A 12,089-nucleotide genomic window follows, 5' to 3' on the forward strand; every position below is an offset into this window, starting at 1 on the left:
TTTGCACCGGCTGGAATCCTATTGCCTTTCCCCTAAGCTTTCAATTTTTCACCTAACCGTTCCTATCTCATGTCTGACAACCTTCAGCCCCGTGGCTCCGACGATGCTACGTTCGCCCAGCCGCTGTACACGCCCATCAAGCGGCGCTCTTTCTTCATGTATGCCGGTGCCACGGCCGGTGCTACCGCCCTTGTGCTGGCAGGTTGCTCGAAGGACTCCGACAATACCCCCAGCGGTGGCATCAGCCTGGGCTCGGGCGATGTAGGCGTGCTCAACTACGCTTATGCCCTGGAGCAGCTCGAAGCCGCATTCTATGCGCAGGTAGTGAAAACCCCAGCTGCCGACTTCAAAGCCGGTGAGCTAGCCTACTTCACCCAAGTAGCCGCCCACGAAGCAATTCACCGCGACTTCTTCAAGGCTGCTTTGACCAACGTAGCCAAAGTAACGCCGCTGCAGGACCTGACGCCCAATTTCAGCTCCATCGACTTCACCAAGCGCGACAGCGTGCTCGGTACCGGTAAGGCATTCGAAGACCTCGGCGTAGCGGCTTACAACGGCGCGGGCAAACTGCTCAAAACGCCTGATTTCCTGGTGCTGGCCGGCAAGATTGTGTCGGTTGAAGCGCGGCATGCTGCCTTCCTCCGCGACCTGATTACGCCCGGCTCGTTTGCCGCCGACGACCAGGTGGACGCCAACGGCCTCGACAAGGCCATGACGCCGGCCGAAGTACTGGCCATTGCCGGCAAGTACATCACCCAGACGTTGAACGCCGATAACGTCGGTAAATAACTCCTTCCACTTCGTAAATACCTTTTGTTATGAATTTCTTCAAGATTATCGAACAACTCGCCGAAGTGGACAGCGACGCACTGGGCCGCTTCGACTCGCGCCGCGCCGTGTTTCAGTCCCTGGGCACGTTTGCCAAGCGCTCGGCCCTGGCCACCACGCCCGTGTTGCTGGGCAGCATGTTCCAGAAAGCGTACGCCGGCACGAGCGTCGACACCCCCATCGACATTCTGAACTACGCCCTGACGCTGGAGCTGCTGGAAGCCGACTTCTACCGTCAGTTTGTAGCCGCTGGCACTGCCACCGGCGCCGGCGTAGCCGCCATTGCCCAGATTAAGAAGCACGAAGACGCCCACGTGGCCCTGCTCACCAATGTGATTAAAGCACTGGGCGGCACCCCCAAAACGGGCGTTAAGTTCAAGACATCGGCTTTCCCAGCGGCCTATGCCGACCAACTGGTGGTGGCTCAGGTACTGGAAGATACCGGCGTGCGGGCCTACAAAGGCCGCGCGGCTGAGCTGACTGCCACGGCCGACCAGAACATCACGGGCATTGGCAATGTGAACCTGCTGACCGTGGCCCTGCAAATCCACTCGGTGGAAGCGCGTCACGCGTCGCACATCCGCTACATGCGCGGTAAAAACCCATGGGTTACCACCGGCGAAGACGTTTCGAGCAACGCGGCTTACACCGGCGCCATCCCGGAGAGCAACGTGACCCAAGCCGGTTTCAACCTGACCACGCAACTCGGCACGCCTTACTCGGCCGCCGACGTGGCTGCCTCGTTTGACGAGCCCCTCACTCCTGCCGAAGTGCTTGACATGAGCCGCGCCGGGGGCTTGGTGGGCTAGCCAACAGATATAGAATACTGCTTAAAAGCCGGTCCTGCTCACGCGGGGCCGGCTTTTGCATTTTATTTCTGCCCATCGAATTCAGTCGCACCGCAAGCTTTTTTGGCGGGCATGCCACCCCTGCGGCTCTGCGAGTATCTTTGTCGATAGCGGCCGGGTGCGCTTGGGCATCCACCGGTTCTTTTCTTATGTCTGATTCGTATTTTTCCCAGCCCGGGGCCCTGCATCGTCGCACTTTTTTACGGGTAGCGGGCGCCTCGGCGGCTACGGCGTCGCTGGTACTGGCCGGCTGCTCTACCGACACGCCCACTCCTACCCCCGTCAACCCCAACCTGCTCACCCTGGGCAGCGCGGACACCGGCCTGCTCAACTACCTCTACTTGCTGGAGCAGCTCAAAACGGCTTTTTACCAGAAAGTGGTGGACGCGCCGCCGGCTGATTTGCGCACGGGCGAAAAGGCCATCTTCGACGACCTGCGCGACCACGAACTGGTGCACCGCGAAACCCTGCGCTACATCCTAGGCACCGACGCCTTCGACGCCGCGCTTTCCAAGCCGCTGGCTTTTGACTTTTCGTCGCTCACCCTCACCACCCGGGCCGGGGTGCTGGCCGGTGCGCAGCAGCTTGAAGACCTCGGCGTAGCGGCTTACACCGGCGCGCTGCGGCTGCTCAAGACCATTACCACCGTGAGTTTGCTGGCCAAGGTGGTCTCGGTAGAAGCCCGCCACGCCGCCCTGGTCCGCGACCTGCGCACGCCGGGCTCGTTTGCCGGCGACGACGTAGTGATAAGCACCGGCGCGCTGCAGAGCGTGAGCCTGGCCAAAACGCCCGTGCAAGTAGTGGCCGAGGCCAAAGCTTTTTTCCTGCCCATCGTGGTATCCACCGATTCGCTGCCCACGGCTTAAGCCGGCCGCTCTTTTTGCCCGTTCCCGCATGAACCTTTTCTCCCTTCTCGACCAGCTTAGCGCCGTCGATGCTTCCTCGGATGCTGCCCCGCGCCGCCACCTGCTGCGCCAGTTGGGCCAGGCCGGTGCCAAGGCTGCCGCGGCGGCTTTGCCCTTAGCCCTGGCCTTGCCGGCCCAAGCCGCCCCCACCGACGCTTCCCTCGACAGCACCCTGCTGCTGCTCAAGCTCGAAGAGCTGCTTGCTGCTTTCTACACGCAGGCCCTAGCCGCGGGTGCCGTGCTCTCCAACGCCGCGCAGGCGGCCGTGCGGCCCGACTTCGAACGCATCCTGGCCCAGCAGCAGAACCACGCCCGGTTTCTGCGCACCTCCCTGACGACGGGTGGCCTCACGCCGCCTGCCACACCCACCTTCGACTTCAGCGGCCGCAAGAACAACGCCGGCAACCCCGAGCTGTTTCCGAACGTGATGACCGACTACAACGCCTTCCTGCAGCTGGCCCAGCAGCTTGAAGACGCCAGTGCGGACATTTACCTGGGCCAAATGGCCACCTTCACGGGCGACCGGCTGCTACTCGATGTGGTGCTCCGCATGCAATCGGTAGAAGCCCGGCACGCCTCGCATATCCGCACACTGCGCCGCAACGCCCAGAGTGGGGTTGTGGTAAAAAACTGGCCCAGCGCGGCCGATACGCCGTTCAACTCAGCTGTGCTCGTGCCCAACCCCGCGGGCGGTAGCGCCGCGCCCGTATCTATCTACAGCTTTGAAACCAACGAAAAGCAAGTGGTGACGGGCGCCAACGTGGTGCCGTTTGCCAGCCTCCTGACCGGCAGCATCGCCGTACAAGCCGGGGCTTACGCCTCCGCGTTTGACGAGCCGCTGCCCACGGCCCAGGCCACGGCCCTGCTTAACCTCTTTAGCTAGGCGAACACAAGATTTTGGCTTTAGTATGCGAAGGAGCGGCCAGGGCCGCTCCTTTTGCGTATGGCCCCCGCAGGCAGGGCAAAAAAGGCATTTGCCTTTGCGCAGACCTACTTTCTATCGTATCTTTATACTAGTTGGCAGCCAAGCTCTTCCGTAGAACTTTGCGCCTCATTTAGTCATCTCTCTTCTTCATTCGTACTCCTGTTGCTATGCTAGATTACGTGAAAATGATTCTGCTGAAAGTAAGCTTCAACAAGGCACTTTTTGAAAAAGAACTCCGCAAGGCCCTCAAGATGCTCGTGCCCACGGAAGTGCCCGATTTTCGCAGCTGGTGCTACCAGCAGTTCGCCAGAATTTACCGCAAGGTGCTCAAGCGTGTATTTGGTAGGCTCGACCAAAACACTTTAGAAGTCGGCCTTGGGTAATCAGCCCGTAGTGGGATAGCCTGGGTGTGGGCAGTCCTTGGAAAACGACTGCGGAGTGCCTGCTGGTGGCTACTCGCCATCGAGCACAAACTTGATATTGCGTTTCAGCCCCTCGTAGCCAGTGCGCTTCATGGCCGACTGGCGGAACAGCTCCGTGAATAATTCGTGGGTGATTTCGCGCCAGTCGCCGGGCGTCAGGTCTTTAAGGCCGGGCGCGGGGTTGAACTGTGGCTCCTGGTGCGGCTGCGAGAAGCGGTTCCAGGGGCACACGTCCTGGCAGATGTCGCAGCCGAACACCCAGTTGCCAAACTGCCCGGCTACCTCGGTCGGAATCTGGTCCTTCAGCTCAATGGTGAAGTAGCTGATACACTTGCTGCCGTCCACCACGTAGGGCTCAGCAATGGCCTGCGTGGGGCAGGCGTCGAGGCATTTGGTGCAGGTGCCGCAGTAATCCCGGATGGGGCCGTCGGCGGGCAACTCCACGTCCACTATCAGCTCGGCAATGAAGTAGAATGAGCCGGTGCCGGGCGTAATTAAGTTGGAGTTTTTGCCTACCCAGCCCAGGCCGCTTTTTTTAGCCCAGGCCTTGTCGAGCACTGGCGCCGAATCGACGAAGCACCGCCCGCCGATGGCGCCGATTTCGGCTTCCATGTCGGCCAGCAGCGTCTTGAGCTTGTCTTTGATGACGAAGTGGTAATCGCGGCCGTAGGCGTATTTGCTGATTTTAAGCGTGTCGTCGGGCTGCTGGTCTTCGGGCGCGGGGTAGTAGTTGAGAAGCAGCGAAATCACCGATTTAGCGCCATCCACCAGCAGGCGCGGGTCGAGGCGCTTGTCGAAGTGGTTTTCCATGTAGCCCATCTTGCCATTCATCCGCTTGGTGAGCCAGGTTTCCAGGCGCGGGGCTTCCTCTTCTAGAAACTCGGCCTTGGAAATACCGCAGGCCATGAAGCCCAGCTCCGCCGCGCGGCGCTTGATGAAAGGGGCCCATTCGGATTTGCAGAGCATTGACTATAAAGTAGACTACCAACAAAAATAGGTCATCCCCATCTGGCGTACGCGCAGCGAAGGACCTTATCATGCCACAACATCAGTACAGCAAGGGGATGCTGCAAATCGTTCCGGCGTGATAAGGTCCTTCGCTGCGCGTACGCCAGATGGGGATGACAATTACCCCTGCGTTATCTCGTCGAACAAACTGCCCGAGTTGCCGCGCATGTTCTGGGGCAACAGGCGGCCCAGGTGCTGGTATGCCGCCTCCGTGGCCTCCCGGCCGCGCGAGGTGCGCTTGATGTAGCCTTCCTGAATCAAGAACGGCTCGTACACTTCCTCGATGGTTTCGCCTTCCTCGCCGCAGGCCGTGGCGATGGTGCTGATGCCTACCGGGCCGCCCTTGAACTTGTCGATGATGGTGGTCAGAATGCGCTTGTCCATGTCGTCGAGGCCGCGGGCGTCTACGTCGAGGGCGTTGAGGGCAAATTGAGCTATTTCCACCGTGATGGTGCCGTCGCCTTTAATCTGGGCAAAGTCGCGGGTGCGGCGCAGCAGGTTGTTGGCAATGCGCGGGGTACCGCGCGAGCGGCGGGCAATTTCAAAGGCCGCGTCCTCGTGAATAGGCGTGCCCAGAATTTCAGCCGAACGCAGCACAATGGTGGTGAGCAGCTTCGAATCGTAGTACTCCAAACGGGCCGAAATGCCGAAGCGAGCCCGCAGCGGCGCCGTGAGCATACCCGAGCGGGTGGTAGCGCCCACCAGCGTGAAGGGCGACAGCGAAATCTGCACCGAGCGGGCATTCGGGCCCGAATCGAGCATGATGTCGATGCGGTAGTCCTCCATGGCCGAGTACAGGTACTCTTCCACCACGGGGTTGAGCCGGTGAATCTCGTCGATGAACAGCACGTCGTGCGGCTCCAGGTTGGTGAGCAGGCCGGCCAGGTCGCTCGGCTTGTCGAGCACCGGGCCCGAGGTCATTTTAATGCCCGAGCCCAGCTCGTTGGCGATGATGTGCGAGAGCGTGGTCTTGCCCAGGCCGGGAGGGCCGTGCAGCAGTACGTGGTCGAGGGCGTCGCCGCGCTGCTTGGCGGCAGCCACGAATACCTTCAGGTTTTCCAGAATCTTTTCCTGGCCCGTAAAGTCACCGAACGACAGCGGGCGCAGGGCCTTGTCGATATCCTTGTCGGTGGCGTCGAAATTATCGGTGCCGCCAGTGAGATAGGCTTCGCGCATAATGATATTTACTAAAATTATTGGTTGCAGCTTGCTAACCAGATGAGAAACCGCACCGCTGGCAAAAAAGCTCCTTTACAATTTAAAAAAATGCTTCTTGCTGCTGTTGTGCTGAGGAAAGGAAAGCGTCTCGCAGATTTCCCTTCATCCTTCCCTTAATCGTCTGTCATGCTGAGCCTGCGAAGCATCTTATCAGGTCAGCACGATTCGTTCCATGGTGATAAGATGCTTCCTTCGTCAGCATGACAGATGGCGCGGTAGAGATGATTCGCTGCGCTCTGCATGACAAGAGGCGCGAGCGAGTTGCAGGCTACTCGTGCAGCAGCACTTCAATATCGAGGTGCAGCCAGTCCGATTCCCAGGATTTGTGGTTGAGCCGGGCCGTTAGGTTTTTGCCGGCGTCGAGCAGGCGCGCTACGGTTTCGTTGCGGCCTTCGGGCAGGTAGCCCAGCCATACGTTGGCGGGGTCGGTGGCGGGCGCGGTGTGCACTTGCACGGCCCAATCGTCGTACTTGTTGGCGGGCTCGCGGCTGAGCAGCAGGGGCTGGCCCACGGTCAGGCCGGGCTCGTATTGCACGAGGTTGTCGCGGTGCGAGGTGCCGGCCACGAGGCATTCGAGCAGCACGAGGGGTTCGGCGGAAGAGGAAGCGGCGTCTGGCATAAGAGAGCAGTGAGCTAGCAAAGTAAAGCCATGCCCGGTACTTACGCCTAGTGTTGGGCTACCGCCGCGGCCGGAGTCAGCAGCTGGTACGGCGAATCTTCCTGCGCAGGGCGGCGGCCGGTGAGGCGCAGGGCCAGCTGCTCGGTGGCTTCCTGCCACGCCGGGCGCGGGGTGGGCAGGTCGTCGCGCAGGAGCGGGAGCAGCAGGGCATCGTAATCGGGAGCAAGGGCCAGACAGGGCTCGTTTACCACCAGGCGCTTGGGCGGGAGGCCATCGCCGAGGCTTTTCAGGCCCTCCGCCCCTACCATTACCAAGTTGCCTTGGGCATCCAGCAGCGCGGCGGTGAGCACGAGCATGCCCACGGTGCCGGTCAGGTCTTCCAGGCGTTTGAACGGCGCCACGTGGCCCGAGCCTTGGTCGAGATAATAATCGGTGGGCATGCCCGAGCCGCTGGCCGAAAGGCTTGAACCCTCGTTTTTCCGGGAGAGGTGCAGGCTGGCTTCGCGTACCATGGGCACGAGCAGGTAGTCGAGTTTTTGGGCGGCCATCAGCTCAACCAGGGCTTTGCGGGTGGGGCCCTGGCCAGCCCAACCGGCCAGCTGCACGCAGTTGTAGCTGGCACTGGAGCACTTCAGGTTTTGAACGTAGGCGGGCAGGGTGCCGGGCAGTTCCTGGGCACGGGTGCCGAAGAATACGTCGGGCAGGTTGTTGGGCCTGGCTTCGGCAGGTAGCGCCACGGCCAGCATGCCCGGCTGCCGGCTCAGAAAACCGCTAATGGAATCGAGCAGCACCTGCGCCCGCGTCTTACCCACGATGTACCGGGCCGCAATGTGCTGCAGCCGCGTGGGCAGCACCCCAATGCGGGCTGCAGCGCCCGGAATGCCCTTGGGCTGGTAGGCGTGATAGTAGGGCGAATGCAGCACGGCCGTGGGGCCAGCAGGTGCCTGGGCTAACGCTAAATAACTGGAAAATATCAGCGGCAGCAGGAAGCTTTGGTAGAGTTTACGCATATAGTCGAGTAGAATAGGTGAGAGAAAAAATCACTCTAAAATAATGATAATACCATATAAAATTGAATCAAACCCACATTAAATCGGCAAAAAAGCCCCGTTCGCTCTATGCTACTGAGCTGCAAGCGGGCTGATAGAATCAGCGAGCCAGGGGGTTAACTGGCTCTTGCGATGACAGAAAAAACTTCCCTGAAATCAAAAAGCCGACCCTCATTGAAGGACGGCTTTTCGTTAGGCTTCAGCTCAAGATGACAAGCGCATAACTGCTAATGCATGTTGGCTGCGCGGCTAATATTCGACCAGATAAAGGAGTTCACCTTCACGCCAAGCGGTTCCTACCTTGGAGTATACGCAGGTTACCCAACCATCATCGCTAATGTTTACCAGCGCTCGTTTGTGGTCCTTTGAGAATAAAATACCCGAGAGAGAGAAGGCTCTTTCACTTCCGTAGCGTTGCAACAGTGAATCGCGCGCCAGAATGCGTGCCCGCCAGCCTAATCTTTTATTTATGGCTATTACGGTATCCAGCGGAATCACCCTGACCCAAGGTTGCCGAATTTTAGCTTGTTCGAATTTGAATAGCTTACTCGCCGTCAGTTGCCGACGCATATAAGCTAAATCCGATGGGGAGAAATACTTCAGGAGTTGCGTATGCTCATAGCTTCCCTTACCGGCCAACACGAATTTGTAATCATCATCGGATGAATACGGATGGTCAAGCAAGAGCAGTCGCACGGTTGGCGAATCGGTAGCTACGGCGGCTTGCCGATGGTACTTGCCATCAGGGCCGAGCTTCGCATCCACAAAGGACGGCCGCATCTCCAGCAGGATTGATTGGGCCAGCTGATAGGTCAGCCTTTCGGTAACATGCTGGGCACTGCAAGAGCTTAGCCCCAGAAAAAGCACTAACAGAAACCAGCTACTCGTCTTCATTTAAAATAGCAAAGAAAAAGGCTGCTCTGCTTCCAGAACAGCCTTTCTGCTAACGATAAATCGGCTTACTTAAACGCCTGAATGCCCGTGATATCCGCGCCTGTAATCAGCAAGTGAATATCGTGGGTGCCTTCGTAGGTAATCACCGATTCCAGGTTCATCATGTGGCGCATGATGGGGTACTCGCCGGTGATGCCCATGCCGCCGTGAATCTGGCGGGCTTCGCGAGCCACGTGCAGGGCCATATCCACGGAGTTGCGCTTGGCCATGGAGATTTGGGCACTGGTAGCCTTGCCTTCGTTTTTGAGCACGCCCAGGCGCCAGGCCATGAGCTGGGCCTTGGTGATTTCGGTAATCATCTCGGCCAGCTTTTTCTGCTGGAGCTGGAAGCCACCGATGGGCTGGCCGAACTGCTCGCGCTGCAGCGAATACTTCAGGGCCGACTCGTAGCAATCGATGGCCGCACCGATGGCGCCCCAGGCAATGCCGAAGCGGGCCGAATCGAGGCAGGAGAGCGGGCCGCGCAGGCCTTCGATGTTGGGCAGGATGTTCTCCTTGGGAATCTTTACGTCTTCAAACACCAGCTCGCCGGTGGTGCTGGCGCGCAGGCTCCACTTGTTGTGGATTTCGGGCGTGCTGAAGCCTTCCATGCCGCGCTCCACTATCACGCCCTTGATGCGGCCAGCTTCGTTTTTGGCCCACACCACGGCTACCTGACACTCGGGCGAGTTCGAAATCCAGAGCTTGGCGCCGTTGAGCAGGTAGTGGTCGCCTTTGTCTTCGATTTTGGTGGTCATGCCGCCGGGGTTCGAGCCATGGTCGGGCTCGGTGAGGCCGAAGCAGCCCAACCACTCGCCGCTGGCCAGCTTGGGCAGGAACTTCTTGCGCTGCTCTTCCGAGCCGTACTGGTAGATGGGGAACATCACCAGCGAGCCCTGCACCGAGGCCGTGGAGCGCATGCCGGAATCGCCGCGCTCAATCTCCTGCATGATGAGGCCGTAGCTGATGTAGTCGAGCCCGCCGCCGCCGTACTCCTGCGGAATGGTGGGGCCGAAAGCGCCCACATCGCCAAACTTCTTCACGATTTCGCTGGGAAAGTGCGCGTCCTGCGCCCACTTCTCGATGTTGGGCGAAATCTCCTTCTTCACGAAGTCTCGGATGCTCTGGCGGATGAGCAGGTGCTCTTCGGTGAGCAGGCCGTCGAGGTCGAAATAATCGGTAAACCCGTTGGCGTTGGTGCTGCCTTTCTGGGCAGAGTGGGCTTTGGACTCCGGAGAGAGGACGTCGGCTTGGGAAGACATAGCGGGGGTGGTGAGGTGGGAGATGCGCGTAAAGATAACAGGCCGCACCGGGGGCAGTTTGGCCCAAGCCCCGGCTACGGCCGCGCCATTGCCCCTAAGTATACCCATGCTTGCGAATAATTTCCCTACTTACCGCCCCAAACCCTGCGGCTTTGCCGTAAAGCCTGCATTTCCTTCCCACCCGCCTTTCCTTGGGCTACTTATGAGTCACGAAAAGAAACTAAACGAGCTAGAGGCCACCGCCATTTGCGGCAACGATATTTCTTCCTCCTGCCTGTATGTATCGGCGCTGGCCATTTCCTATGCCGGGCAGTACGCCTGGCTGGCGCTGCTGCTGGTGGGCGCCATTCTGTTCCTGTTTCGCAAAATCTACGGCGAAGTAGTGGGTGCCCTGCCCCTGAACGGCGGCGCCTACAACGTGCTGCTGAACACCACCAGCAAGCGCAACGCCGCGCTGGCCGCCTGCCTCACCATCCTGTCGTACATGGCCACGGCCGTGCTTTCGGCCAACGAGGCCATGCACTACCTGCACACGCTGTGGCACGGGCTGCCCATTATCTGGGCCACCATGGGGCTGCTGGGGCTGTTTTTGCTGCTCACGCTGCTGGGCATGTCGGAGTCGGCCATTGTAGCGGTGGTCATTTTCATCACCCACCTGGCCTCGCTTACGCTGCTGGTGGGCGTCACCATCTGGTACCTGGCTACGCACGGCATGCCCAATCTGTCGCTCAACTTCCACGTGCCGGTGAAGGGCGGTAGTATTGTTAATGCGCTGTTTTTTGGGTTTAGCGCGGCCATGCTGGGCATTTCGGGCTTCGAGAGCTCGGCCAACTTTGTGGAGGAGCAGGCCCAGGGCGTGTTCCAGAAAACGCTGCGCAACATGTGGGTGGTGGTCACGGTGTTCAACCCGCTGCTGGCGTTTCTGGCCATTGCGGTGCTGCCACTGGCCGAAGTGGGCAAGCACACCGAAACCCTGCTCTCGTACCTGGGCACCGTCACGGGCGGGCCGTGGCTGGGCATGGCCATCTCGGTAAATGCCGTGGCCGTGCTCAGCGGCGCCGTGCTTACCTCCTTCGTGGGCGTGAGCGGCCTGATGAAGCGCATGACCCTGGACCGCATCCTGCCCCAGTTTTTCCTGAAGGAAAACAAGCGCGGCAGCAACTACTTCATCCTCATCACCTTCTTCCTGCTGTGCGTGTCGGTGCTGCTCATTACCAATGGGCAGTTGGGGCCGCTGGCGGGCGTGTACACCATCTCGTTTCTGTCGGTGATGGCCTTCTTTGCCCTGGGCAACTTCCTGCTCAAGGGCAAGCGGCCCAATCTGCCCCGGCCCGTGTACGCCGGCATTCTCACCGTGACGCTGGCCATGGCCGGCGTGCTGCTGGCCTTGTACGGCAACGTCAAGATTCACCCGGAGTACCTGATTGTGTTCCTACAGTACTTCCTGCCCACCATGGCGCTGGTGTACGTCATGCTCAACCGCATTGCCATCCTCAATCTGGTGCTCTCGGCCGTAGAGTCGCTGTCGCAGCACCTGCCCCGCACGGCGCGGCTGGTGCGCCTCAAGGTGCGGCAGCACCTGAAGGAGCTCACGGAGCAGGAGTTCGTGTTTTTCGCCAAGGGCGACAACGTGGTCAACCTCAACAAGGTGATGGCCTATGTGGTAGAAAACGAATTTACCAACCGCCTCAAAATCGTGACCTTGCTGAACAAGGGAGAAAAGTACCCCGAAGAACTGCTGAACGACATCCGGGTACTGGACCGGGCCTACGAAGAGATTGAAGTGGACTTCGTAACCATGGAAGGCCACTTTGGGCCCGACCTGATTGAGGAGCTCTCGAAGAAATGGAGCATCCCCAAAAACTTTATGTTCATCGGCTCGCCCGGCGACCGGTTTCCTTACCAGATTTCGGAATTGGGCGGCGTGCGGCTAATCATTTGATTGAGTGAAATTAAGCTCGGCTTTCCGCAGTTCGGGCCCTTCTTGAGGGCCCGGGCGTGTAGCTTTTTGGCCTTGCCAAAGCGGCCAGCGGGGCTGAGACCTTATTTCGGCGCAAGCAGGGCCTTTTTTG

At 59.6% G+C, this 12,089-nt stretch carries 12 protein-coding genes; 6 read left to right on the forward strand and 6 right to left on the reverse strand.

Annotated elements, in window-relative coordinates; translation table 11 throughout:
* The first annotated feature begins 69 nt into the window (after nt 1–69).
* The 5 genes from LJ738_RS01810 to LJ738_RS01830 all read left to right on the forward strand — a co-directional run bounded on the left by LJ738_RS01810 (nt 70) and on the right by LJ738_RS01830 (nt 3,889).
* Nucleotides 70–789 (forward strand): ferritin-like domain-containing protein, encoded by a 720-nt coding sequence (locus LJ738_RS01810; protein WP_227784621.1) that lies wholly within the window; start codon nt 70–72, stop codon nt 787–789.
* 29 nt (nt 790–818) lie between these two features.
* Nucleotides 819–1,637 (forward strand): ferritin-like domain-containing protein, encoded by an 819-nt coding sequence (locus LJ738_RS01815; protein WP_227784622.1) that lies wholly within the window; start codon nt 819–821, stop codon nt 1,635–1,637.
* 188 nt (nt 1,638–1,825) lie between these two features.
* Nucleotides 1,826–2,542, forward strand: a complete 717-nt coding sequence (locus LJ738_RS01820; RefSeq protein WP_227784623.1) for a ferritin-like domain-containing protein — start codon at nt 1,826–1,828, stop codon at nt 2,540–2,542.
* Nucleotides 2,543–2,570: 28 nt separating this feature from the next.
* Complete coding sequence (locus LJ738_RS01825) at nt 2,571–3,464, forward strand: ferritin-like domain-containing protein (RefSeq protein WP_227784624.1); 894 nt, start codon at nt 2,571–2,573, stop codon at nt 3,462–3,464.
* A 209-nt stretch (nt 3,465–3,673) separates the two neighbouring features.
* The gene (locus LJ738_RS01830) at nt 3,674–3,889 is read left to right on the forward strand and encodes a hypothetical protein (protein ID WP_227784625.1); all 216 of its coding nucleotides are present in this window, start codon (nt 3,674–3,676) and stop codon (nt 3,887–3,889) included.
* Between the two features lie 69 nt (nt 3,890–3,958).
* Here the strand turns inward: LJ738_RS01830 and queG are convergent, their stop codons facing one another.
* The 6 genes from queG to LJ738_RS01860 all read right to left on the reverse strand — a co-directional run bounded on the left by queG (nt 3,959) and on the right by LJ738_RS01860 (nt 10,017).
* On the reverse strand, nt 3,959–4,894 hold the full coding sequence (queG, locus tag LJ738_RS01835) for a tRNA epoxyqueuosine(34) reductase QueG (RefSeq protein ID WP_227784626.1): 936 nt from the start codon (nt 4,892–4,894) through the stop codon (nt 3,959–3,961).
* A gap of 162 nt (nt 4,895–5,056) precedes the next feature.
* A complete protein-coding gene (ruvB, locus tag LJ738_RS01840) occupies nt 5,057–6,112 on the reverse strand; it encodes a Holliday junction branch migration DNA helicase RuvB (protein ID WP_227784627.1) in 1,056 nt (351 codons plus the stop codon).
* Nucleotides 6,113–6,422: 310 nt separating this feature from the next.
* Nucleotides 6,423–6,773: an HIRAN domain-containing protein gene (locus LJ738_RS01845; protein ID WP_068191188.1), complete on the reverse strand. Its 351-nt coding sequence runs from the start codon at nt 6,771–6,773 to the stop codon at nt 6,423–6,425.
* A 47-nt stretch (nt 6,774–6,820) separates the two neighbouring features.
* Nucleotides 6,821–7,783: a hypothetical protein gene (locus LJ738_RS01850; protein WP_227784628.1), complete on the reverse strand. Its 963-nt coding sequence runs from the start codon at nt 7,781–7,783 to the stop codon at nt 6,821–6,823.
* 288 nt (nt 7,784–8,071) lie between these two features.
* Entirely contained in the window at nt 8,072–8,716 is a 645-nt protein-coding gene (locus LJ738_RS01855) for a hypothetical protein (protein ID WP_227784629.1), read from the reverse strand.
* 65 nt (nt 8,717–8,781) lie between these two features.
* On the reverse strand, nt 8,782–10,017 hold the full coding sequence (locus LJ738_RS01860) for an acyl-CoA dehydrogenase family protein (RefSeq protein ID WP_227784752.1): 1,236 nt from the start codon (nt 10,015–10,017) through the stop codon (nt 8,782–8,784).
* A 202-nt stretch (nt 10,018–10,219) separates the two neighbouring features.
* On the opposite strand from LJ738_RS01860, the gene LJ738_RS01865 reads away from it, so the two are divergent.
* Complete coding sequence (locus LJ738_RS01865; RefSeq protein ID WP_227784630.1) at nt 10,220–11,959, forward strand: APC family permease; 1,740 nt, start codon at nt 10,220–10,222, stop codon at nt 11,957–11,959.
* The last annotated feature ends 130 nt before the right edge of the window (nt 11,960–12,089 follow it).

The organism is Hymenobacter plasmatis (assembly GCF_020711255.1).
Classification (GTDB): Bacteria; Bacteroidota; Bacteroidia; order Cytophagales; family Hymenobacteraceae; genus Hymenobacter.

Bases quoted from the DNA above. Each gene is read 5' to 3' on its own strand.
- LJ738_RS01810 (WP_227784621.1), top strand. From the start codon at position 70: ATGTCTGACAACCTTCAGCCCCGTGGCTCCGACGATGCTACGTTCGCC.
- LJ738_RS01825 (WP_227784624.1), top strand. From the start codon at position 2,571: ATGAACCTTTTCTCCCTTCTCGACCAGCTTAGCGCCGTCGATGCTTCC.
- ruvB (WP_227784627.1), bottom strand. From the start codon at position 6,112: ATGCGCGAAGCCTATCTCACTGGCGGCACCGATAATTTCGACGCCACC.
- LJ738_RS01850 (WP_227784628.1), bottom strand. From the start codon at position 7,783: ATGCGTAAACTCTACCAAAGCTTCCTGCTGCCGCTGATATTTTCCAGT.
- LJ738_RS01815 (WP_227784622.1), top strand. From the start codon at position 819: ATGAATTTCTTCAAGATTATCGAACAACTCGCCGAAGTGGACAGCGAC.
- queG (WP_227784626.1), bottom strand. From the start codon at position 4,894: ATGCTCTGCAAATCCGAATGGGCCCCTTTCATCAAGCGCCGCGCGGCG.
- LJ738_RS01830 (WP_227784625.1), top strand. From the start codon at position 3,674: ATGCTAGATTACGTGAAAATGATTCTGCTGAAAGTAAGCTTCAACAAG.
- LJ738_RS01860 (WP_227784752.1), bottom strand. From the start codon at position 10,017: ATGTCTTCCCAAGCCGACGTCCTCTCTCCGGAGTCCAAAGCCCACTCT.
- LJ738_RS01855 (WP_227784629.1), bottom strand. From the start codon at position 8,716: ATGAAGACGAGTAGCTGGTTTCTGTTAGTGCTTTTTCTGGGGCTAAGC.
- LJ738_RS01865 (WP_227784630.1), top strand. From the start codon at position 10,220: ATGAGTCACGAAAAGAAACTAAACGAGCTAGAGGCCACCGCCATTTGC.
- LJ738_RS01820 (WP_227784623.1), top strand. From the start codon at position 1,826: ATGTCTGATTCGTATTTTTCCCAGCCCGGGGCCCTGCATCGTCGCACT.
- LJ738_RS01845 (WP_068191188.1), bottom strand. From the start codon at position 6,773: ATGCCAGACGCCGCTTCCTCTTCCGCCGAACCCCTCGTGCTGCTCGAA.